The sequence below is a fragment of the Pseudoalteromonas sp. TAE56 genome (assembly GCF_000497955.1).
Classification (GTDB): Bacteria; Pseudomonadota; Gammaproteobacteria; order Enterobacterales; family Alteromonadaceae; genus Pseudoalteromonas.
This window is the reverse complement of record NZ_AUTN01000110.1, coordinates 55,471-78,100: the sequence shown is the minus strand read 5'-3', so window position 1 is coordinate 78,100 and position 22,630 is coordinate 55,471. Positions and strand designations below refer to the sequence as shown.

At 37.5% G+C, this 22,630-nt stretch carries 20 protein-coding genes and 1 pseudogene; 17 read left to right on the top strand and 4 right to left on the bottom strand.

Annotated elements, in window-relative coordinates; genetic code table 11:
• Window positions 1-48 precede the first annotated feature (48 nt).
• From pyrD to L656_RS01000000122285, 6 genes and pseudogenes are all read left to right on the top strand, one after another.
• Window positions 49-1,059, top strand: a complete 1,011-nt coding sequence (gene pyrD, locus L656_RS0113470) for a quinone-dependent dihydroorotate dehydrogenase (RefSeq protein WP_024599590.1) — start codon at window positions 49-51, stop codon at window positions 1,057-1,059.
• 117 nt (window positions 1,060-1,176) lie between these two features.
• The gene (locus L656_RS0113465) at window positions 1,177-1,707 is read left to right on the top strand and encodes a cell division protein ZapC (RefSeq protein WP_024599589.1); all 531 of its coding nucleotides are present in this window, start codon (window positions 1,177-1,179) and stop codon (window positions 1,705-1,707) included.
• Between the two features lie 91 nt (window positions 1,708-1,798).
• Entirely contained in the window at window positions 1,799-3,907 is a 2,109-nt protein-coding gene (rlmKL, locus tag L656_RS0113460; protein WP_024599588.1) for a bifunctional 23S rRNA (guanine(2069)-N(7))-methyltransferase RlmK/23S rRNA (guanine(2445)-N(2))-methyltransferase RlmL, read from the top strand.
• Window positions 3,900-4,139 (top strand): glutaredoxin family protein, encoded by a 240-nt coding sequence (locus L656_RS0113455; RefSeq protein WP_024599587.1) that lies wholly within the window; start codon window positions 3,900-3,902, stop codon window positions 4,137-4,139. The genes rlmKL and L656_RS0113455 overlap by 8 nt, the downstream gene beginning before the upstream one ends.
• A 15-nt stretch (window positions 4,140-4,154) precedes the next feature.
• The gene (gene uup, locus L656_RS0113450) at window positions 4,155-6,068 is read left to right on the top strand and encodes an ATP-binding cassette ATPase Uup (protein WP_024599586.1); all 1,914 of its coding nucleotides are present in this window, start codon (window positions 4,155-4,157) and stop codon (window positions 6,066-6,068) included.
• 11 nt (window positions 6,069-6,079) lie between these two features.
• Window positions 6,080-7,823 (top strand): annotated as a pseudogene (locus tag L656_RS01000000122285) (DUF3466 family protein).
• Between the two features lie 119 nt (window positions 7,824-7,942).
• Here L656_RS01000000122285 and L656_RS0113440 read toward each other — a convergent pair.
• Window positions 7,943-8,449, bottom strand: a complete 507-nt coding sequence (locus tag L656_RS0113440; RefSeq protein ID WP_007586895.1) for a DUF2062 domain-containing protein — start codon at window positions 8,447-8,449, stop codon at window positions 7,943-7,945.
• Here L656_RS0113440 and L656_RS0113435 point away from each other — a divergent pair.
• From L656_RS0113435 to tcdA, 7 genes are read left to right on the top strand one after another with little or no spacing between them, the layout of a single operon-like run.
• Window positions 8,429-10,696 (top strand): DNA internalization-related competence protein ComEC/Rec2, encoded by a 2,268-nt coding sequence (locus L656_RS0113435; protein WP_024599585.1) that lies wholly within the window; start codon window positions 8,429-8,431, stop codon window positions 10,694-10,696. The genes L656_RS0113440 and L656_RS0113435 overlap by 21 nt on opposite strands.
• Before the next feature lie 60 nt (window positions 10,697-10,756).
• Complete coding sequence (gene msbA, locus L656_RS0113430; protein WP_024599584.1) at window positions 10,757-12,502, top strand: lipid A export permease/ATP-binding protein MsbA; 1,746 nt, start codon at window positions 10,757-10,759, stop codon at window positions 12,500-12,502.
• Complete coding sequence (lpxK, locus tag L656_RS0113425; protein ID WP_024599583.1) at window positions 12,499-13,479, top strand: tetraacyldisaccharide 4'-kinase; 981 nt, start codon at window positions 12,499-12,501, stop codon at window positions 13,477-13,479. The genes msbA and lpxK overlap by 4 nt, the downstream gene beginning before the upstream one ends.
• The gene (locus L656_RS0113420) at window positions 13,469-13,666 is read left to right on the top strand and encodes a Trm112 family protein (RefSeq protein ID WP_024599582.1); all 198 of its coding nucleotides are present in this window, start codon (window positions 13,469-13,471) and stop codon (window positions 13,664-13,666) included. Before lpxK ends, L656_RS0113420 begins: the two co-directional genes overlap by 11 nt.
• A complete protein-coding gene (kdsB, locus tag L656_RS0113415; protein WP_024599581.1) occupies window positions 13,654-14,415 on the top strand; it encodes a 3-deoxy-manno-octulosonate cytidylyltransferase in 762 nt (253 codons plus the stop codon). The genes L656_RS0113420 and kdsB overlap by 13 nt, the downstream gene beginning before the upstream one ends.
• Window positions 14,412-15,092, top strand: coding sequence for a TIGR01621 family pseudouridine synthase (locus L656_RS0113410; protein ID WP_024599580.1), 681 nt, complete (start codon window positions 14,412-14,414; stop codon window positions 15,090-15,092). The genes kdsB and L656_RS0113410 overlap by 4 nt, the downstream gene beginning before the upstream one ends.
• Window positions 15,093-15,890: a tRNA cyclic N6-threonylcarbamoyladenosine(37) synthase TcdA gene (gene tcdA / locus L656_RS0113405; protein WP_024599579.1), complete on the top strand. Its 798-nt coding sequence runs from the start codon at window positions 15,093-15,095 to the stop codon at window positions 15,888-15,890.
• A gap of 6 nt (window positions 15,891-15,896) precedes the next feature.
• On the opposite strand, the gene L656_RS0113400 is transcribed toward tcdA, so the two are convergent.
• The 3 genes from L656_RS0113400 to L656_RS0113390 form a co-directional block, all read right to left on the bottom strand.
• Window positions 15,897-16,313 carry a SufE family protein gene (locus tag L656_RS0113400; protein ID WP_007586879.1) on the bottom strand — a complete coding sequence of 139 codons (417 nt, stop codon included), beginning with the start codon at window positions 16,311-16,313 and terminating at the stop codon, window positions 15,897-15,899.
• Between the two features lie 33 nt (window positions 16,314-16,346).
• Window positions 16,347-17,573, bottom strand: a complete 1,227-nt coding sequence (locus L656_RS0113395) for a SufS family cysteine desulfurase (protein ID WP_024599578.1) — start codon at window positions 17,571-17,573, stop codon at window positions 16,347-16,349.
• 113 nt (window positions 17,574-17,686) lie between these two features.
• Complete coding sequence (locus tag L656_RS0113390; protein WP_007586875.1) at window positions 17,687-18,973, bottom strand: citrate synthase; 1,287 nt, start codon at window positions 18,971-18,973, stop codon at window positions 17,687-17,689.
• Window positions 18,974-19,392: 419 nt separating this feature from the next.
• Here L656_RS0113390 and sdhC point away from each other — a divergent pair, with 419 nt between their 5' ends.
• Genes sdhC through L656_RS0113370 form a run of 4 tightly spaced genes read left to right on the top strand, consistent with a single transcriptional unit; the run spans window position 19,393 to window position 22,608 of the window.
• Complete coding sequence (gene sdhC / locus L656_RS0113385; RefSeq protein WP_076914908.1) at window positions 19,393-19,770, top strand: succinate dehydrogenase, cytochrome b556 subunit; 378 nt, start codon at window positions 19,393-19,395, stop codon at window positions 19,768-19,770.
• Complete coding sequence (sdhD, locus tag L656_RS0113380; protein ID WP_007586873.1) at window positions 19,761-20,108, top strand: succinate dehydrogenase, hydrophobic membrane anchor protein; 348 nt, start codon at window positions 19,761-19,763, stop codon at window positions 20,106-20,108. Before sdhC ends, sdhD begins: the two co-directional genes overlap by 10 nt.
• The gene (sdhA, locus tag L656_RS0113375; protein ID WP_024599577.1) at window positions 20,109-21,881 is read left to right on the top strand and encodes a succinate dehydrogenase flavoprotein subunit; all 1,773 of its coding nucleotides are present in this window, start codon (window positions 20,109-20,111) and stop codon (window positions 21,879-21,881) included. It abuts the gene before it with no gap.
• A gap of 10 nt (window positions 21,882-21,891) precedes the next feature.
• A complete protein-coding gene (locus L656_RS0113370) occupies window positions 21,892-22,608 on the top strand; it encodes a succinate dehydrogenase iron-sulfur subunit (protein WP_007375751.1) in 717 nt (238 codons plus the stop codon).
• The last annotated feature ends 22 nt before the right edge of the window (window positions 22,609-22,630 follow it).

The window sequence follows — 22,630 nt, the reverse complement described above, 5'->3', positions numbered from 1 at the left end:
TTGTCTGAGGTATTTTTTTGTCTGAAATTTAAAAAGAGGATTATATTGATGTTTTATGATTTAGCTCGCCGTTTTATGTTTACCCGTGATGCGGAGTGGGCGCATGAGTTTGCACTTAATAATCTTCGTCGTTTTGCTAATACGCCTCTAAATCTAGCTTGGTCACAAAGTGTTTCAGATAAACCCGTAAACTTCTTAGGTCTTGAATTTAAAAATCCTGTAGGGCTTGCTGCTGGTCTTGATAAAAATGCAGAATGTATTGATGCTTTTAGCCAAATGGGATTTGGTTTTATCGAAGTAGGCACAGTTACGCCTCGTCCCCAAGAGGGCAATGAGAAACCGCGTATTTTTAGATTACCAGAATCAAACGCTATTATTAACCGTATGGGTTTTAATAACAAAGGCGTTGATAATTTAGTCAAAAATGTAAAAGCAGCAAAGTACAGTGGCATACTCGGTATCAATATTGGTAAAAATAAAGATACACCTAATGAGCAAGGTAAAGATGACTACATTCATTGTATGCGTAAAGTATTTGAGCATGCTTCATACATTACGGTAAATATTTCATCCCCAAATACCCCAGGACTTCGTGATTTACAATATGGTGCTGCACTTGATGACTTATTGCAAAGTCTTAAAAATGAACAGTTAGATTTAATTGCAAAGCATAGTAAGCAAGTACCTATGCTTGTAAAAATTGCACCGGATCTCGATCAAATACAAATAGAGCAAGTAAGTGAGTCACTTTTAAATAATAAAATTGATGGTGTAATTGCTACAAATACAACGCTTGAACGGGCTGCAGTCATGGGGCAGAAATATGCAGAAGAGGCGGGCGGTTTATCAGGTTACCCTGTTAGAATGCACTCTACAGAGGTGGTAAGTGAACTAAAACGCTTAACAAAAGGTAACTTACCAATCATCGGAGTTGGCGGTATTGATGATGCTTCATCTGCAAAAGAAAAGTTAGATGCAGGCGCAAATTTAGTTCAGGTTTATACTGGGTTCATATACAAAGGTCCACAATTGGTAAAGTCGATCGTTAACGGCTTATAAGGATCAGTTATCTAAGCTTTTGATCGTTCGATAAATGTTCTAAGCAAACATTTTAAAAGTGGTCAAAAGCAGTTATACTGTGAGCAATAATTATCCAACATACCCAAGGAGGAGTAAATGTTACAAGCATCAAAGCAATGGCAGTGGATTGCTTGTCCTGATAAAAACCGTTTGTTACTTGATTTAAATGACGACATGCAATTATGTACGCCTTACAAATTAAGACAACTCACCGATTCTGTTTTTAAAAATCCACGTTTTAGCCTAGAAGATGCTGCATTTTATGAGCAAGTTTATAATTATCTAGATGGATTTGAATTGTGGTCTGCGGCTCAAATTTGCCAAATATCATTAAATGCGACTGCTGTTAAATACCACTTAAAACCCGTTTTAGCAAAAAGCTGGTTTTTTGAAGAATACACCGGTACAGAGCCAAGTGTAGAGGCAATAGTTAAATTAACATCTAAAGCGCAGTCAGGTGATTTTTTAATTGTAGAGCATTGTCCTGATGCATCTATTTGTTTGAATTTAAGTGAAACCTTTAAATTAGACGAAAACTTATCTTTAGCGCAATTTGAAGTAATCCGTATTCTGAATAATCGAGTACACCCCATCCTAAATCAGCAATATCAAAGTCAAACCGCCTAACCAAATTTAAGTCTTAAGCGTGTCTTTATGGCGTGTTTGTCGCCCAACCTATGTTATAATCCTGCGCAATTAGCTATTAAGGGTTATTACTTTGCAATTTATCGCACTTACTTCTATCGGAATCGAAAATTTATTGGTTGATGAACTAACAGAACTTGGCGCAACCGTGTCTAAGCAAACTGTTGGTTCTGTTCGTTTTGAGGCTGACTCATTACTGGCGCAAAAGGTTTGTTTATCAACTCGTTTTGCAACGCGTGTGCTTATGCTTATTGAAGAAAAAGAAGGCGTAGATGACAAAAATAGCCTGTATAATTTTGCGCGCTCGCAACCTTGGCAAGAATGGTTTGGACCTACGCAAACATTCGCTGTCGACTTCAACGGTACCAATGACTCATTAAAAAACACGCAATTTTCGGGTCTTGTGATCAAAGATGCGATTGTTGATTATTTCAATGATTTATACGAGCAACGGCCGAACGTTGATAAGCAAGATGCTAATGTGCGCGTGGTTGCAAGATTAAATCGTTACGGCGTATCGATGTATATTGACTATTCAGGTCCTCGTTTGTCAGAACGCGGTTACCGCCAAGGCCAAGGTAAAGCGCCAATTAAAGAGCATTTAGCTGCTGCATTAATTAAGCGAAGTGGCTGGNTAAAACAGCCTTTATTCGATCCATGTTGTGGTGCGGGTACTATTTTGATAGAAGCTGCGGGTATGGCGCGAAACGAAGCGCCAGGATTATTCCGTGAAGGTTTTGCTTTTGAGCGTTTACCAAGTTTTAGAGCCGCTAAGTTTAAAGAGCTTAAAGAAGAGTTACTCGCTAATATTACCGATCCTAAATTGTGGTTAATTGGCCACGATTACGATGAACAAGTATTAAGTAAAGCGATTGATAATGCCAAACGCGCTGAGCTTGATGATGTTATTAAATTTAAGCAAAGCGATGCAACTAAGTTAACCGCTGTTGCTAAACTACCAGGCGTAGTTATTTCTAACTTACCATATGGTGAGCGTATTGGTTCGATGGCTGAACTCGTTGATTTACACCGTAACTTAGGTGTTGGTTTCAAAAAGCATTTCAATCATTGGAAGCTTGCGTTATTAGGTATGGATGAAAGCTTATTTAAGCTTTTAAAACTGGTTCGTCTTAAGCGTTATAAGTTTAAAAATGGTCCATTAGATGTTGAACTTAACTTATATCAATTAGATGATAAGCAAGTCAGTTTGACCACAGATGATAAAAAAGCACTTAATTTTGAAGGCTCAACGTCATTTGCAAATCGATTGAAAAAGAATAAGCAAGGCTTAAAAAACTGGCTTAAACAAAATAAAATAGATGCTTATCGCGTCTATGAAGCGGATATCCCTGAATACAATGTTGCTGTAGATATTTATGGGGACTCTGCTGTAATTTTTGAATATGCAGCGCCTAAAGAAATTGATGAAAAAACATCAGAAAAGCGTCTGCAAGACGTAATAAGTTTAACGGCTCAACAGCTTGAAATTTCACCTGAAAACATTGCTGTAAAAGTACGTAAAAAGCAGAAGGGCGAAGATCAATACACCGCTATGTCTAAACAAAACCGTACTATGGTTGTTGAAGAGTTCGGTGCTAAGTTTAAAGTTAATTTATTTGACTACTTAGACACAGGCTTGTTTTTAGACCACCGCTTAATGCGTCGTTATATTCAAGAAAATGCTAAAGATAAACGTTTCTTAAATCTTTTTGCATATACAGGTACAGCTTCTGTACATGCTGCTCTTGGTGGTGCTAAAGCCATTACTACAGTTGATTTATCAAAGACCTACTTAAAATGGGGCCAAGATAACTTTGATTTAAATGGTATTAGTAATACACGATACCGCTTTGAACAAGCAGATTGTTTAAAATGGTTAGAGCACGCAACAGCACAATACGATTTGATATTTTTAGATCCTCCAACGTTTTCAAACTCAAAACGTATGAAAGATGCATTTGATGTTCAGAGCGATCATATTAAATTATTAACGTGGGTAAAAAAGATTTTAAGCCCATCGGGTACGTTGATTTTCTCTAATAACAAACGTGGCTTTGTTATAGATGAAGTTGGTCTGATTGGTTTAGGTTTAAAAGCCGTTAATATTTCAGATAAAACGTTATCACCAGACTTTAAACGTAATAAAAAAATCCATAATAGCTGGCTAATCACACATGGCTAATTGGGTTTTATACCACACTGATGGTTGCCACTTGTGCGAGCAAGCTGAGCAACTTATCACTGAGGTACTTTGTGATACTAGCGAGTTATTACTAATCGATATTATGACTGATGAGCAGCTTATAGCTGAGTATCAAATTACTATTCCTGTATTAAAAAGTGAAAAAGGCGAGCAATTATTTTGGCCTTTTACTTTAAACTCTGTGCGCGAATTTTTAGCACAAGCAGAATAAGAGCAAATAAGAACTATGGATTTAATTAGAATTTTAAAAGCACAACTTGCTTTTGGTACACATGCTTTGCTTAACAAAGCAGATGCCGTTATAGAAAGTGGCGAAAGAGTGTGTGTTGTTGGTAGAAATGGCGCAGGTAAATCAACTTTATTAAAAGTACTTGATGGACAAGTTGTTTTAGATGATGGCGAAATAAATCAGCTAGGTGGCATTCGAATTTCTCGCTTAGAGCAAGATCCACCAAAAGGTGCAAGCGGCACCGTATTTGATTACGTTGCACAAGGTATGCCTGAGATTGCAAACTTACTAATTGATTTTCATCATGTTAGTAACGAGCTTCAAACAGAGTGTAACGATAAGTTATTAAATAAACTTGAACGTTTATCAAATCAACTAGAAGCAGCTGATGGCTGGCGCTTTGATAGCCGCATTCAATTAGTTTTGACACAATTAGAACTAACCCCAGAAGCTAAACTTGAGTCTCTTTCTGGTGGTTGGTTACGTAAAGTGGCACTCGCACGTGCACTTGTAAGTGAGCCTGATTTATTATTACTAGATGAGCCAACAAACCATTTAGACATGGCTAGTGTAATGTGGCTTGAACAGTTTTTAAAAGAATTTAAAGGCGGTATTGTATTTATCTCGCATGACCGTGCGTTTATTCGTGCTGTTGCTACGCGTATTTTAGATTTAGACCGTGGTAAGCTTATTTCGTACCCAGGCGATTACGCTACTTATTTAGAACAAAAAGCGCATGATCTGAAAGTTGAAGAAGCTCAAAATGCATTGTTTGATAAACGCTTAGCCGAAGAAGAAACGTGGATTCGACAAGGTGTTAAAGCACGTAGAACGCGTAACGAAGGTAGAGTTCGTGAGTTAAAGCAGCTTCGTACCGAGCGCAAACAACGTGTTGACCAAGTTGGTAAAACTGATTTCAATATTGAAACAGCAGACCGCTCTGGCAAGTTAGTATTTGAAGCTCAACATCTTTGTCATGCATTTAAAGACAAAGTTATTGCTGATGATTTTTCTACACTTGTAATGCGCGGTGATAGAATCGGCTTAGTAGGCCCAAATGGTATTGGTAAAACAACACTATTAAAGCTAATGTTTGGTGATTTAGAACCAGATAGCGGTATAACTAAGCAAGGTGTTAATTTAGAATTTGCTTACTTTGACCAATATCGTGAAAAGCTTGATGAAGAAGCAACAGTTCAAGATAACGTCGCCGAAGGTAAACAAGAAGTGATGATGGGCGGCCGCTCACGTCATGTTTTAGGTTATTTGCAAGACTTTTTATTCCCGCCAGCACGTGCTCGAACCCCTGTTAAAGCACTCTCTGGTGGTGAAAAAAACAGATTACTATTAGCTAAATTGTTTTTAAAACCGTCTAATATACTTGTTCTCGATGAGCCAACAAATGACTTAGACATTGAAACTTTAGAGTTACTAGAGGACATCATTAATCAATACCAAGGTACAGTGCTGATTGTAAGCCATGACCGTGAATTTATTGATAATACATGTTCAAGTGTATGGGCGTTTGAAGGTAACGGTAAAGTTACAGATATTGTAGGTGGTTATAGCGACTATGAGGCTTACGTTAACTACTTAGCTGAACAAGAAAAAAAAACTCAGCAACAACCAGTAAAAAAAGTTGAAAAAGTGGTCGCTCCAGTTGCCAAGCCAGCAGCTAAGACTAATAAACTCTCTTACAAATTAAAACTTGAATTAGAGCAACTACCGAATAAAATGGAAAAACTAGAAGCTGAAATTGAAGCTCAACAAGCTGTAGTTAGTGACTCAGACTTTTTTAAACAAGAGAGTGATGTAACAACTAAAGCATTGAACCATTTGGCACAACTTGAGTCTGACCTTGAAGCTGCGCTTGAGCGCTGGGAAGAACTTGAAGAATTACAGAATCAGTAGTAAGGACTAAAATGAAATATAAATTACTCGCTGCCAGTATTTTAGCGACATTAAGCACTTCAGCAACAAGTGCTACGTACCAGTTAAGTGAATTAGGGACTCTTGAAGACGCTAAATATTCTTATGTAACAGATGTAAGCGAAAGCGGGCATATTATTGGTTTCGCAAATGGTTTATACAATTTACCTATTGATATCAGCTATATAGATTTTACCGAAAATATTATTGAAAATAGCTACGATAATACAGAGGCTGCATTTGATTTAAGTGATAAAGAGATTACTTTTACACTTGATGACATTGAAAATAATGATGCAGTACTTACTAATTCTGATGCACATACTTTCATGGTTAGTTTTTTATCTTCAATTTCTACAAATTTTGAATATCAAAAATTAAGCTCATTAGTTGGCATTAAGTACAATGACACACAAGTAACAGAGCAACCGTTATTTGATGTTGCATCTGTTGATTATGATGGCTTAACGCGTTCAACTATTAACCTTTTTAATGCTGTAAGTGAAGACGGCGTTACTGTTGGTTGGGGCGGTGCTCCTTACGATAAAGTGTCTTTTACACCTGATGGTGAAGATGATGCAGAAACGTGGTTTACCCACGAATTTATAGAACGTGGGATTGTAATAAGTGCTGATGGCAGTATAAGTGTTGAGTTAGAGCCAGAGTTTAATGAATACGGCGGNAAGCCGTGCTAACGATATTGTCAAAACTAATAGTGGTTACACTGTAGTCGGTAATATCTCTACAAGTATTCCTGATGACAGACAAGATAATATTGATGATAACTGTGATAATGAAGACGAACCAACGTCAGTGTGTATCAATTTATTAAATTCTAATATTTCACGAGGCTTATTTAATAAGCGTGCTGTTAAATGGGAACTTGATGAATCGTTAAATATTATTTCTGTTGAAGAGCTTGGTATGGCACTGACACCTGATGAAGGTGAAACGGAAGATGACGCATTTACGAGTACTGCTTTAGCAGTGAACAACAACGGTACAATTGTAGGTTCATCAAATACGCGTTATTACAAAAATGATGATACGATTCTTACAATGCCAGTTTATTTTAAAGACGGTGCAGTCACTGACTTTATTAATCAAGAAGACGATTGGCAGGCTGGTAAATCAATCGCTATTAATGATAATGATGTAATTACAGGTTATGCGACTAAGCGTATTGAAGGCACTCTTCGTAATAAATTCTTCTATCATGACATCGAAACAGGTAATACCGTTTTTCCAACTGATTATTTTTCAAGCTCAAGTTCTTATGGCAACGATATAAATAATCAAGGATATATTGTAGGCGAAGGGGAAGTGGGTGTTTCTGATAGCTCACGACTTAAAGAAGCCTTTATTTACAAAATTGGTGAAGATAAAATCACTAATCTAAACGATTTACTGCCTTGTTATGACACTGATGGCGAAACTGATTACGCTTATTCTATGGTTGAAGCAACAGCTATCAATGAAAATAATGAAATATTTGGTACTGCGACTAAGACGGTTGAAAAACTTGATTCTTTAGGCGGTGTTGTAACTGATATCAATGGCGAAATTGAATATGAGAGTGTTGCAATTGCAGTTAAGTTAACGCCAATTGCAAATGGTGAAGTAGAAAATTGTGCTCCAGTAGAAGCAGAAGTGTATGAGCGTAACTCTGCTAGCTTTCCTTGGTATACATTATTGCTATTACCATTAGTTGGCTTAAGACGTATATTTCGTTTTTAAAGTTTACTAATATTGATTATAAAAAACCAACTTAATAAAGTTGGTTTTTTTTCGTCTATAATATTTTATAAGATTAGGATTGCCGTGAATCTTATAATTATTATTTAGCTTTAACGCTACTAATTATTTCGCGATAACCATGCCTTTTTGACAGAACGGCGCCAAATAATATCAATACCAAAATAGCCGATAATTGATGCAATAGAAGCACATACTAATGAACCGAGTAAAAATGCAGGACCAATAGTTTCTATGCTCTCTAGAAACCAAGACCAACTTGCTTCAAATACAAAGTGTTGCTCCGGCTGATTAAGTATTAATGTACCGACTAAGTATGAGCCATAAAAAATAGGTGGCATAGTTAGAGGGTTTGTAAGCCATACTAATGCAACTGAGATAGGTAAATTAACCCTAAATAATATAGCGCCGGCTGCTGCTAAAACCATTTGAAAAGGAACAGGGATGAAAGCAAAAAATAACCCGACTGCAAATGCACCCCGAGCAGAACGTCTATTTAAATGCCAAAGATTTGCATCTTGTAAAAGGCGTCCAAATATCCTTAGTGATTTATGATGTCTAATTTTATTTGGATCAGGTAAAAATCTTTGGATCGTTTTTTTAGCCATTTAAAGCAACCATTTACATCAGTGTGGATAAGTCTTGGGTTTGTAATTGGCTGTATAGCAACCGTATTTTATTATCAAACTCTCGAATTTACAGTATTCACAATTTTCATTGTTATAGTGAGCGCTTATTTTAAGCCGTTTTTAACCGTATTGTTAGGCTTTATTTGTGCAATTTGCTTCGTTGGTATGCATTATTACGTTTTTTATAGTTTTGAAATACCAAAACAGGATGAAAAGTATGCACTTGATTCTACATTAATTGTTGAAGAGGTTATTTCTGACAAAAAACCTCAATATATTAAAGTTAAAATAGTGGCATTAGAAGGGAGTAATTTTTCGGACTTTAGAGCACCCAAAGCAATGCTCAGTGTTAATTCTGCACAGCCTTTAATAGTAGGTGATGAATTTTCTGCTTTAATTCATTTAAAATATTTTCGTAGTAATAAAAATTTTAATGTATTTGATAATGAACGTTATGCTTTTATAAGTAGAATATTATTTAAAGGTAAAGTGCTCAATAAAAATCTTAATATTATAAATAGCGACAAACAAAGCATAATTTTAGATTATCAACACTTCGTTAAAAACACTTATACGGATACACAATTACAGTGGCTCTATTATGCATTGCTTAGCGGTGAAAAATCGTTGATGAGCTACGCTGATAAACAGTTAATGCAATCTCTTGGGTTAAGTCATTTACTTGCTATATCGGGGTTACATATTGGTTTGATTTTTAGCTTCGGTTATCTTGTTACTCGATTCATTTTTGCAAAAATTAATTTTTCGATTGGGCAATCATTCAACCTGACACTTTATTACAGTTCATCCGGGTTTTTAGCAGCCTTAGCTTATGTGTATTTAAGTGACTTTTTAGTATCGGCAACGCGAGCGCTTATCATGCTGGGTTGTTATTTATTATTGTATTTTCTTGCTAAGCAACCGCTGCGTTGGCGGAGCATTTTATTTGCCTTGGTTATTGTTCTTATTGTTAACCCATTTAATTTACTCAATCCAGGTCTCTACTTTTCATTTTTAGCTGTTGCTATCATTTTTACAGTTATTAATAAATTACCAATATTAAACACTCGCATAAAAAACAAAGTTATTTCACTGTTTGTTATTCAAATAGCGTTATTTATTGGTTTATTGCCACTTTCACTCTATTTTTTTAATGGGGTAAGTATTGCGGGTTTGATAATAAACTTAATTGCTATACCGCTGCTTTCAATCATTATCTTACCTTTTTTAATTGTTTTTACATTACTGAGTATCTTTTTAGATATAAGTATTTTAATAAATTTGTTCGATACTGGTTTATACGCATTATTTCAATTACTTTATGAAATACCAGAATCGTTAAGATGGATAACGACTGGGAAAGTTGACTCAATATTTGTCGTTTTTAGTTATATCATTATGTTGATGATTTATTTTCTTCCTTATAAATGGCTCGCTTTTATTCCAGCAATGACGCTTTTATTAAATAATTTTCTAACAGAAAAATCTAAGTGGCAACTTCATGTATTTGATGTAGGACATGGACTTATGGCTTTAATTGAAAAAGATAACCAAGTGCTTATCTATGATTTTGGCCCCAGTTATTTCAATCGTTTTAGCCGTACGCGAAGTATTTTATTGCCTTATATTAAAGCAAATAATTTAATAGTGAAAACGGCGATTCTAAGTCATGAAGATAATGATCACGCTGGAGGATTACAGCATTTCATAGATGCTGGCTTTGGAGAAACATTACAACAATTTCATCCTAAAAATACACATAGTGTATGTGAAGTTATAAACATTGATTTTGCTGGATTAAAAATACAAAGCTTTAGTACAAAAGGATTTGGAAATGAAAATGATGATTCATGCGTTGTTAGAGTATCAGATAATACTCATAGCGTTTTACTTACCGGTGATATATCAAAAGCGCGTGAAGCATCGTTATTAGCGGATAATACATCGTTAAAAAGTACAGTAATGTTAAGTCCGCATCACGGCAGCGATACATCCTCAAGTGTTAATTTTATAAATAACGTAGCTCCTAAAGTAGTTATTCATTCAAGCGCCTATAAAGGGCAGTGGGAATTCCCAAAGCCTCTTGTCGTCGAACGGTATAACCAAATAAATGCTCAGCAATTTACGACAGGCGTTGAAGGACAAATTAGTATTAAATTTTATGCAAAGAATTTGGCTATAGAAACAGCAAGAGGGCAGGAAAGTTACTGGTTTATCAAAGATTGACGTTTAGTTTTATCTCATCGAAGGATACAATACAGGTTGTTACTGTATTTAGAGAGTGTTATGGATCAAAGTACTACACAAATTTATAAACGACTTGTCTCGTATGTTGGCACCTACAAAAGCGTCGCATTTGTCGCAATTATTGGGATGATAGGCTATTCAGCAATGGATGCTTTATTTATTCAATTAATGAAGCCGTTTATTGATCAAGGTTTGAACCAGCGTAATACAGAAGTTTTAAAGTACGCTCCTTTTGTCGTTATCGCGTTAGTTCTAGGGCGTGGTGTTTTTAACTTTATGTCTTCTTACTGCTTAAGTTATGTAGGCTCCCAAGTTGTACGCTCATTACGCCAAGAGTTATTTGAGCACATACTGCACTTACCCGTCTCTTTTCATGACAAAAACTCAACGGGCGATTTAATTTCAAAAATCACATTTGATACAGAACAAGTTCAACAAGCAATTACCAAAGCCTTATTAATAGTCGTACGCGAAGGGGCATTTGTTGTATTTTTACTAGCAGTTATGTTTTATACCAGCTGGAAATTATCACTGATATTTTTAGTGATCATCCCACTTGTTGCTATCATTGTGGCTGTCGTTTCTAAACGTTTTCGCCACATTTCTAAAAATATTCAATCGGCCATGGGGCAAGTTACCCGTAGCTCGGAACAAATGCTGAGCGGACATAAAGTTATTCATGGGTTTGGTGGTCAAGATCAAGAGATTAATCACTTCTCAAAAATCAACAATCATAATCGCCAACAGCGTATTAAAATGGATGCAACAAAAGCGCTTAGTGTGTCTATAATTCAAATTTTAGCGGCAAGTGCCATGGCAGTTATTTTGTGGGCAGTGTCGTTACCGTCAATGATTGATACGATTACATCTGGTGACTTCATGGCATTAATTGCTTCAATGATGATGTTACTGCGCCCACTAAAACAACTTGCCAATGTGAACAGTGATATGCAACGTGGTATCTCTGCAGCTCAAAGTATATTTTTAGTTTTAGACGAAGAAATGGAAAAAGATACAGGCACTGTTTCGGTTGATAAAGTTAAAGGTTTAATCGAAGTTAAGAACGTAACCTTTAAGTACCCAACGAAAGATGAAGCCGTATTAAACGATTTATCTTTAACAATTAAGGCGGGTGAAAGTATTGCTTTAGTTGGGCGCTCAGGCTCAGGTAAGTCAACAATTTCTAACTTGTTACCACGCTATTATGATTTAGAGCTACCGAGTGAAATATTACTTGATGGCATAGCACTGCAAGACTATAAATTAACTGATCTGCGTCGCCAATTTGCTTTAGTGTCTCAGCAAGTCGTGTTATTTAACGATACGATTGCCAACAATATTTGTTATGGCATAAAGCACGATGTGTCTATTGAAGAGTTAGAACAAGTTGCCAAACAAGCGCACGTGTGGGAATTTGTTAAAGACCTTCCAGAGCAATTAAACACCATGGTAGGCGAAAATGGGGTAATGCTCTCAGGTGGCCAACGCCAGCGAATAGCGATAGCGCGTGCAATATTAAAAGATGCACCTATTTTGATTTTAGATGAGGCAACGTCAGCACTTGATACCGAATCTGAAAAGCTTATTCAGCAAGCGTTAGAAACGCTAATGAAAGATAAAACCTCTATTGTTATAGCCCATCGCTTATCTACTATTGAAAACAGTGACCGAATTTATGTTATTGATAACGGTCGAGTGATAGAAAATGGCGATCATAGTAGCTTATTAGCAAATGACGGTACGTATTCAGCACTTTGTAAAATGCAGTTTGGTGATCAGGCGTGAGCAATATAGAGCAAAGCTGGTATAAACCATTTGGTCTAATTACTTTATTGTTATTACCATTAAGTGTTTTGTTTTGGTTTGTATCGTCATTTCGAAAGCTCTTGTATAGCGCTAAAATACTTAAACCTTTTGAGTGTAAAACGCCTGTTATTGTAGTCGGCAATATAAGTGTAGGCGGTAATGGTAAAACACCTTTTGTTTTGTGGTTGTATAAGCATTTGACCGAGCAAGGTTTATCAGTGGGTATTATTAGTAGAGGTTATGGTGGGCAATCAGATAATTACCCGCTGTTAGTCACTTCAGTTGTTGACGCCCAACAGGCTGGCGATGAGCCTGTGCTTTTATACCATCGTTTAAAGTGCCCAATAGCAGTTGGCCCTAATAGACAACACAATATCGATTTATTAGAAAAAAATTATACGCTAGATGTCATTATTTCTGATGATGGGATGCAGCATTATAAAATGCCTCGTAGCATTGAGTGTTGTATTGTTGACAGTGAACGCCGTTTTGGCAATGGCTTTGTTATGCCAGCAGGGCCACTTCGTGAAACAACTAAACGCTTACAAAGTGTTGATATAGTAATTGAAAATGGCGGTGAGGCTCATAATAGCTACATGCTGCAAGTAAGTAACCTTCGCTTAGTTGATTCAAGTGATGATGAAAAAAGCAACGTAAGCGAGGCACATGCTATAAGTGCAATTGGAAATCCTAAACGGTTTGAAAACTCATTAGAAGGACAAGGTATTAAGTTATTATCGACTCATCACTTTAGAGATCATTATGCTTATACCGCAGATGATTTTGCCCAGTTTGGCGATGATTGCATTATAATGACCGAAAAAGACGCGGTTAAATGTAAGTCTTTTGCAAAATCTAATTGGTATTATTTACCTGTAGATGCAGAGCCTTCCGATAGCGTAATAAACACACTAAATTTATTATTAAAAGAAAAAGGAATACTCAATGGCCTTTGATTCAAAACTACTCGAGATTATTGCGTGCCCAGTTTGTAAGGGTAAATTACGCTTTGATAGAGAAAACAACGAACTAATTAGTACGGCAGCTAAGCTTGCTTACCCCGTTCAAGACGATATTCCGGTATTGCTTGAAAACGAAGCACGTGAGTTATCTTTAGAAGAGGTTGAAAAGTGGAATTCGTAGTTGTAATTCCAGCTCGCTTTGCATCAACCCGACTACCGGGTAAACCGCTTGCTGATATTTGCGGTAAGCCAATGGTTCAACATGTTTACGAAAAAGCATGTTTATCAGGTGCAAGTAAAGTGGTTATAGCTACCGATCATCAAAAAGTGTTTGATGCAGCAAGTTTATTTACTAGTGATGTTGTAATGACTCGCGAAGATCACCAATCGGGTACTGAGCGTTTAGCCGAAGTGGTTGATTTACTTGATCTCGACAGCAATACAATTGTGGTGAATGTACAAGGCGATGAGCCATTACTTGCGCCAGAAAATGTATCCCAAGTTGCTGCACTATTAAGTGATTCAACAGCACCAATGGCAACGTTAAGTGTTGCTATTGAAGAGCGTAATGAAGTATTTAATCCTAATGCAGTTAAAGTGGTTAGCGATATAAATAAAAATGCGCTGTATTTTTCTCGTGCAAGTATTCCGTTTGATAGAAGCACAATGATGAATGACAGCAGTGCTCTTAATTTAGCGCCATTTCAGCGCCATGTAGGTATTTATGCGTACAGAGCGGGTTTTATTAAACAATATATAGAATTGAGCGTATCGCCACTTGAGTTACTTGAATCGCTTGAGCAGTTACGCGTGTTGTATCATGGTTATAAAATCAAAATAGAGCAAGCTCAAATAGCACCCCATGCTGGAGTTGATACGGCAGATGACTTAGCGAAGGTGATAGCGCATATTAAAAGTATAAGCGCGTGAGTGAACAAGTAAGTAAAATATTAAAAATTATTTTTACACATAACGATTTTTATATTTTAGAAAAACCTGCGGGTCTTAATTTTCATTCAGAAGATGGCCCCGGCTTTGTTGTGTTAGCCGAACAACAATTATCGCAAAAGCTTTATGCCGTTCATCGTTTAGATAAAGTGACATCAGGGCTTATTATTTTAGCTAGAAACAAAGCCGCTGCAGCTAATTTTACTGCGCTTTTTACTGAGCATGCGATTAATAAATTCTATTTAGCGATTAGTGATGCTAAACCAAAAAAGAAGCAAGGTTGGATTAAAGGCGATATGGCTAAATCTCGCCGTGGCTCGTTTAAGTTACTAACGAGTAAGCTTAACCCTGCAATCACCCGATTTTATTCGCTAAGCTATAAGCCTGGGTTTAGAGGGTATATTTTAAAACCATACTCAGGGAAGACGCATCAATTAAGAGTAGCACTAAAAAGTGTTGGCTCACCTATTTTAGGTGATGCAATGTATTCAGGTACGTCTTCAAATCGTACATATTTACATGCATATGCCTTGAGTTTTGTATGGCATGGTGAACAAATACAGTTTACTTTACTACCTGACTGCGGTGATGAGTATTTAGCGTTAATTAAACATCAAGATTTTCAAGCATGGCAGTCGCCATGGCAACTGGATTGGTAAATGAGCGAAAAAGTTACAGATATACGTTTTGGCGGAATTAAGCGTTTATATGGTCATCAACAATTTGATTGGCTTCAAGAAGCACACTTTTGTGTAGTAGGTATTGGTGGTGTAGGAAGCTGGGCGGCTGAAGCACTTGCACGTACTGGTGTTGGTAAAATAACATTGATTGATTTGGATGATATTTGCGCCACTAACGTAAATAGGCAGATTCATGCATTAACGGGTACTATTGGTCAAGCTAAAGTAGAGGCAATGAAAGCGCGCTGTGAGCTTATTAATCCAGAGTGCCAAATTAATGTGATAGATGATTTTATTACACTTGAAAATATCCAAGAGCATATTCAAGATTTTGATTATGTGATTGATTGTATTGATGCAGTTAAAGAAAAGGCAGCATTAATAGCACATTGCAAACGTAATAAACTCCCTATAATTACAACCGGTGGTGCTGGCGGGCAAACCGATCCTAGTCAAATAACCTTTGGTGATGTAGCTAAAACTACACAAGACCCATTACTTGCAAAAGTACGTTATATCTTGCGTAAGCAGTATAATTTTAGTAATAATCCTAAACGTAAGTTTAATATTGATTGTGTCTACTCAACAGAACAACTGGTTTACCCAGGAAGCGATGGCAGTGTATGTCATGCAAAGCAAAGTGCTGATGGCTCGATGAATATGGATTGTAATAATGGTTTTGGATCTGTGACTATGATCACAGGAAGCTTCGGCTTTTTTGTTGCGGCAAAAGCGGTGCGTAAATATCTAGATAAAAAACAACGCTCACAAGCTTAGTTTTAGTTAACTAAGCTTTTGTTGTGCCATGGTTTGTATTTTATCAACCATAGCTTTAATACCATTACCACGTGATGCGCTTAAGTGGCTTATAAGGCCGAGTTTTTCAAATTCTTCATACGCATTTTTATTCACTACTTGCTCTGGTGTGAGGCCATTGTAAAGCGCTAAAATAATGGCTAATAATCCTTTTACTATACGTGTATCCGAGTCACCAATTACAACAAGTGTATTTTCTGTTAAATCAAATTCAACAAACATCCATACTTTGCTTTCACAGCCAGGTACAAGTGCATCATCGGTTTTCAAAACATCAGCTAAAACAGGTAAAGTTTTTCCTAAAAGCATTATCTCACGATATTTTTGCTGCCAAGCGGGTGCATTTTTTATAGATTCAGTGACTTTGTTAAACGTATTTGTCATGAGTTATCCTAATTAATTCTATTAAAGTGACGTTTAGTCCAGTAAAGCGATACACTTTTTGAGTGAATCAATGAATATATCTACATCTTCATAGGTATTATAAAAACAAAAGCTCGCTCTTAGCGTTCCATTAAGCCCTAAATGTGTCATTAATGGCTGTGTACAATGGTGTCCACTCCTCACTGCAACCCCGTACCCGTCAAGTAAAGTTGCCAAATCATAAGGATGTTCATCATTTAAATTGAAACAGAGTGTACCAATATTGTCATATAGGTTGCTATATATTGTAATACCATCGACCTTTACCAATTCTTGAGCTGCATAGCTAAACAATTTTTGCTCATACTGCTGAATTTTTGCGTGATTTAACTCATTTAAATAGTCTAATGCGGCACCGAAACCTAAAACTCCAGAGATATTTGGTGTTCCAGTTTCAAATTTTGCAGGCGCAGGACGATAAGTACTGTGAGTTAAGTACACTTTATCGATCATTTCCCCACCTGATTGGTAAATATCAAGGGTATTTAATTGCTCATATCGACCATAAAGCACACCTAATCCTGTTGGGCCGAGCATTTTATGGCTTGAGCAGACATAAAAGTCACAGTCTAATTCACGTAAATCGGGTTTTAAATGCAGTGCACCTTGTGCTCCATCGACTAATACAAGAGAATTGACGTCTTTTGCAGCTCTAATTAGTGGTTTTAAATCGGTAATATTACCCAGTGTGTTAGATGCTTGTGTAATAGCTAATAGGGCAGGCTTAGTTTTTTTTATATATTCACAGCATTCTTTGGTGTTCAGCGTGCCATTTTTATTAAGTGGAAGTGCTATTAATTTAGCACCCGTTTGTTGACTTACTATTTGCCAAGGCACTATGTTTGCATGATGCTCAAGCGGAGATATCATGATGGTATGACTTTCATTGAAGCGTTTTTTTAATCCGTTAGCGACCAAATTAATGGCTTCTGTAGCGCCTTTAGTCCATACAATCTCTTTACTATACACATTAAAATACTGTGCAGTTTTATCCCGTACTTGTTCGTATGAATAAGTGGCTTGCTCGCTAAGTGTATGGCGTCCACGGTGTACATTAGCGTTTTGAAACGTATAGAATTCAGTAATTGTATCTATAACTGATTGAGGCTTTTGTGAAGTTGCTGCTGAGTCTAAATAAACAAGCGGGCAGCCGTTTATTGTTTGATTTAATGTTGGGAAGTCGTTTCTAATTTTATTTATATCAAACTTTAAATCAAGCATGGCTCATCTACATAGTGTTTTAAGGCAGGAATTGTAATCGGTTTATGATAATTCTCAAGTGTTGTTAATAAAAAAGGCCGCAAAATGCGGCCTTTTTAAACTAACCAGCGTAATTAACGCTTGTCAGTTGATACGTAGTCACGTTGAGTGTAACCAGTATAAAGTTGACGAGGACGGCTGATCTTATGACCAGGCTGAGATAGCATCTCATCCCAGTGAGTGATCCAACCAACAGTACGTGCCATTGCAAAGATTACAGTGAACATGCTTGTTGGAATACCAATCGCTTTTAAGATAATACCAGAGTAGAAATCTACATTAGGGTATAGTTTTTTCTCTACAAAGTACGGGTCTTCAAGCGCTATTTGCTCAAGCTTCATAGCAATATCAAGAAGTGGATCTTGGATATTCAGCTCAGCTAAAACTTCGTGACACGTTTGACGCATTACTGTAGCTCGTGGGTCAAAGTTTTTGTAAACACGGTGTCCAAAGCCCATAAGGCGGAACGGGTCAGCTTTATCTTTAGCTTTAGCTACGTATTCATCAATACGGTCAACAGAGCCAATCTCTTCTAACATGTTTAAACATGCTTCATTAGCGCCGCCGTGAGCAGGTCCCCATAAAGATGCAATACCAGCTGCAATACATGCATACGGGTTAGCACCAGATGAACCAGCAAGACGAACTGTTGAAGTTGATGCATTTTGTTCATGATCTGCATGAAGCATAAAGATTTTATCCATTGCTTTTGCAGTTACAGGATTAACTTTGTATTCTTCAGCAGGTACAGAGAACATCATGTGTAAGAAGTTTTCTGCGTAGCTTAAATCGTTACGTGGGTATACAAACGGTTGGCCGATATTTGTTTTGTAAGCCATTGCCGCGATTGTTGGTAACTTAGCGACAAGCTTAACTGCGCTTGTTTTACGTTGTTCAGCATCAGTAATATCAAGGTCTTCATGATAGAAAGATGATAATGCACCCACTACACCACAAAGCATTGCCATTGGGTGAGCGTCGAAGCGGAAACCTTGGAAAAAGTTAGCAATCTTCTCATCAAGCATAGTGCTTGTAGTGATTTCATTCTTAAAAACTTCATATTGTTCTTTAGAAGGTAACTCACCATTTAAAAGTAAGTAACAAAGTTCAATGTAATTTGAGTCTTCAGCTAATTGCTCAATTGGGTAACCACGGTGAAGTAGTACACCTTTACCACCATCAATATAGGTGATTGCAGATTCACAAGAACCAGTCGACATGAAACCTGGGTCATAAGTAAAGTGACCGTGTGAACCTAACGTACGTACGTCGATTACATCTTGGCCAGCAGTGCCTTGATAAATTGGAAGTTCGATTGGATCTAGTCCATCAATTTGGACTGTGGCTTTTTTATCTGCCATCGTTATGTATCTCCTATTAAGATATCTATTCTGATTTTTAGATTTTAAAGTTCTGAAATCTGTTTTAAGCACATCTTTTCATTTTAACGTGAAAGAGGGGGTTAAAGTCAATTTTTATAAACATTATGCATATATGTATAATAAATATTCGGTATTAATTAAATATAATACTATTGGCTAATTCGCAAACATCTCTAAATAAACAAGAATTGTAAAAAGCCCTGTGGGTATATATACTAACGGTGGTTTTAAACCGTATTGTATTTGGGTAAACATATTCTTAACAGCTTAAAATTTACAGGTTTGTGAACTTTAATTGTTTTGGTACGTTTATTTTGATAGTTCCATCAGTAATATTTGGTGGGTTTTTAGAAAAACAAGTAGATGAGCTCCACTGTGAGCAAGATGGGCAAGTAACTGTGAAAAAGCAAAGACCTGTAAATCTAGATCTAACAACTATATCTATGCCGGCAACGGCTAAAGCTTCAATTTTTCACCGCGTCACCGGTGTTGCATTATTTTTTGCTTTAACGTTTGTCATTTGGGCTTGGTCTGAGTCTCTCTCTTCAGCTGAAAGTTTTGAATTCGTCAAGGGTCTGTTTAACGGATTCATTGCCAAATTTATAGCTTGGGGCACTGTTTCTGTATTAGGTTATCACCTTATTGGTGGTATCCGTCATATGATTATGGATATGGGACATTGGGAAGAACTTGAATCAGGTAACCTCAGCGCTAAAGTTTCAATGGCTCTTGGTGTTGTGTTTGCCGTATTGGCAGGGGTGTGGATATGGTTTTAAATCAAGCAACTCTAAAACGTGATGGTGTACAAGATTTCGTATCTTTACGTACCACGGCATTAATAATCAGCGCTTACGCGATTTTTATTATCGGCTATTTTTTAGCGACGCCAGAAGTCACTTTCGAAGCCTGGACAGGCCTCTTCTCTAACCTAGCAATGAAAGGGTTTACGTTAATTACCCTTGTTTGCATTATGGTTCATACCCGCATTGGCCTTTGGCAAGTTCTTACAGACTATGTTAAGTGCGCAAAGCTTCGTGCAGTTTTAGGTTTTGTATTAAACCTAATGGCCGTTGCTTACGTAGCTATTGGTCTAATCGTATTATGGGGTGTTTAAGTGAAATATTCTGTTCGTGAATTTGACGCCGTAGTAATTGGTGCAGGTGGTGCAGGTATGCGCGCTGCTTTAGCAATTACAGAATCTGGCAAAACGTGTGCATTAATATCTAAAGTATTTCCAACGCGCTCACACACTGTATCTGCTCAAGGCGGTATTACGGTTGCGCTTGGTAATTCACACGAAGATAACTGGGAATGGCATATGTATGATACCGTTAAAGGTTCCGATTTCATCGGTGACCAAGACGCTATTGAATACATGTGTCAAACTGGCCCAGAAGCTATTACTGAACTAGAAAACATGGGTTTACCATTTTCTCGTTTTGAAAATGGCCGTGTTTACCAACGTCCTTTAGGTGGTCAATCGAAAAACTTTGGTGGTGAACAAGCCGCACGTACTGCAGCTGCTGCTGACCGTACGGGCCATGCTTTATTACACCTTCTTTATCAACAAAACGTTAAAAACAAAACAAATGTATTCTCTGAATGGTATGCACTTGATTTAGTTAAAAACGATAATGGTGATGTAGTAGGGTGTACTGCAATTGAGATTGAGACAGGTGAAGTTACCTTCTTCAAATCTAAAGCAGTTGTATTAGCTACTGGTGGTGCAGGTCGTATATTTGCATCAACCACTAATGCTCACATTAACACTGGTGACGGTGTTGGTATGGCAACACGTGCTGGTATTTCTATGCAAGACATGGAAATGTGGCAGTTCCACCCAACGGGTATTGCAGGTGCTGGTACGCTAGTAACTGAAGGTTGTCGTGGTGAAGGCGGTTATCTTTTAAATAAAGATGGCGAGCGCTTCATGGAACGTTACGCTCCAAACGCAAAAGACTTAGCGTCTCGCGACGTTGTTGCACGTTCAATGATGACTGAGATCCGTGAAGGGCGTGGCTGTGATGGTCCTTGGGGTCCACATCTTAAGTTAAAACTTGACCACTTAGGTGAAGAAACACTTAACTTACGTCTTCCTGGCGTATGTGACCTTGCTAAAACATTTGCTCACGTTGACCCTGCAAAAGAGCCAATTCCAGTAATTCCAACTTGTCATTATATGATGGGTGGTGTTCCTACTAATGTAAATGGACAAGCGCTACAAATCGATGTTCAAGGCAACGAAACAGTAGTTCAAGGTTTATTTGCAGTAGGTGAGATTGCCTGTGTATCTGTACATGGTGCAAACCGCTTAGGTGGTAACTCATTACTAGATTTAGTTGTGTTTGGTCGTGCTGCGGGTAACTTCTTAGGTAAGTACCTAAATGACGTTGAAATATCTAAAGCTGCTTCAGAATCAGATTTAGAAGCGTCTCTTGCACGTTACAATCGTTGGGAAAACTCAACGGCTGGCCAAGGTGAAGATCCAGTTCAAATCAAAAAAGACCTACAACAATGTATGCAGCTTAACTTCTCGGTATTCCGTGAAGGTGACTCAATGGCTGCAGGTCTTCAAGAACTTAAAGAAATTCGCGAACGTCTGCAACATGCTCGTCTTGATGATAAATCATCAGACTTCAACACGCAGCGTATCGAATGTCTTGAACTAGACAACTTAATGGAAACAGCTTACTCAACTGCAGTAGCTGCAAACTTCCGTACAGAAAGCCGTGGTGCACATTCTCGCTTTGACTTCCCAGATCGTGATGACGAAAACTGGTTATGTCACTCAGTATTCAATCCTGTAACGGATGAAATGAGCAAGCGTGATGTAAACTATGCGCCTAAAACGCGTGAAGCTTTCCCACCTAAAGCACGTGTTTACTAGGAGATAGACGATGGCACAAGTACAATTTTCAGTTTATCGTTATAATCCAGATGTTGACAACGCTCCTCGTATGCAAGAATACACCTTGCAAACAGAGGAAGGTCACGACATGATGGTGTTGGATGCACTTATTCTTCTAAAAGAACAAGATCCTACATTATCTTTCCGTCGTTCATGCCGTGAAGGTGTGTGTGGATCTGATGGTGTTAACATGAATGGTAAAAATGGTTTAGCATGTATTACTCCTTTATCTACGCTACAAAAAAATGGCAAAGGTAAAATAGTAGTACGTCCACTACCAGGTTTACCTGTGGTCCGTGACCTTGTTATTGACATGAGTCAGTTCTACACTCAGTACGAAAAAGTTAAACCTTATTTAATTAATGATCAGCCTGCAGCAGGCGAACGTCTTCAAACTATTGAAGAACGTGATAAATTAGACGGGTTATATGAGTGTATTTTGTGTGCATGTTGTTCAACATCGTGTCCTTCGTTCTGGTGGAATCCAGACAAGTTCATTGGTCCAGCAGGCCTTCTTCATGCTTACCGTTTCTTGGCTGATAGCCGAGATACAGCAACTGAAGAACGTTTAGCGGATTTAGACGATGCGTTCAGTGTGTTCCGTTGTCACAGTATCATGAACTGTGTTAGCGTTTGTCCTAAGGGTCTTAATCCGACCAAAGCAATTGGACAAATCAAATCTATGTTACTAAACCGAGCGGTTTGATAGCTTAGTAAAGGTAAGATGG

Coding starts and splice junctions, on each gene's coding strand:
- pyrD (WP_024599590.1), top strand. CDS start 49: ATGTTTTATGATTTAGCTCGCCGTTTTATGTTTACCCGTGATGCGGAG.
- L656_RS0113465 (WP_024599589.1), top strand. CDS start 1,177: ATGTTACAAGCATCAAAGCAATGGCAGTGGATTGCTTGTCCTGATAAA.
- L656_RS0113455 (WP_024599587.1), top strand. CDS start 3,900: ATGGCTAATTGGGTTTTATACCACACTGATGGTTGCCACTTGTGCGAG.
- uup (WP_024599586.1), top strand. CDS start 4,155: ATGGATTTAATTAGAATTTTAAAAGCACAACTTGCTTTTGGTACACAT.
- L656_RS0113440 (WP_007586895.1), bottom strand. CDS start 8,449: ATGGCTAAAAAAACGATCCAAAGATTTTTACCTGATCCAAATAAAATT.
- msbA (WP_024599584.1), top strand. CDS start 10,757: ATGGATCAAAGTACTACACAAATTTATAAACGACTTGTCTCGTATGTT.
- L656_RS0113420 (WP_024599582.1), top strand. CDS start 13,469: ATGGCCTTTGATTCAAAACTACTCGAGATTATTGCGTGCCCAGTTTGT.
- tcdA (WP_024599579.1), top strand. CDS start 15,093: ATGAGCGAAAAAGTTACAGATATACGTTTTGGCGGAATTAAGCGTTTA.
- L656_RS0113400 (WP_007586879.1), bottom strand. CDS start 16,313: ATGACAAATACGTTTAACAAAGTCACTGAATCTATAAAAAATGCACCC.
- L656_RS0113395 (WP_024599578.1), bottom strand. CDS start 17,573: ATGCTTGATTTAAAGTTTGATATAAATAAAATTAGAAACGACTTCCCA.
- L656_RS0113390 (WP_007586875.1), bottom strand. CDS start 18,973: ATGGCAGATAAAAAAGCCACAGTCCAAATTGATGGACTAGATCCAATC.
- sdhD (WP_007586873.1), top strand. CDS start 19,761: ATGGTTTTAAATCAAGCAACTCTAAAACGTGATGGTGTACAAGATTTC.
- L656_RS0113370 (WP_007375751.1), top strand. CDS start 21,892: ATGGCACAAGTACAATTTTCAGTTTATCGTTATAATCCAGATGTTGAC.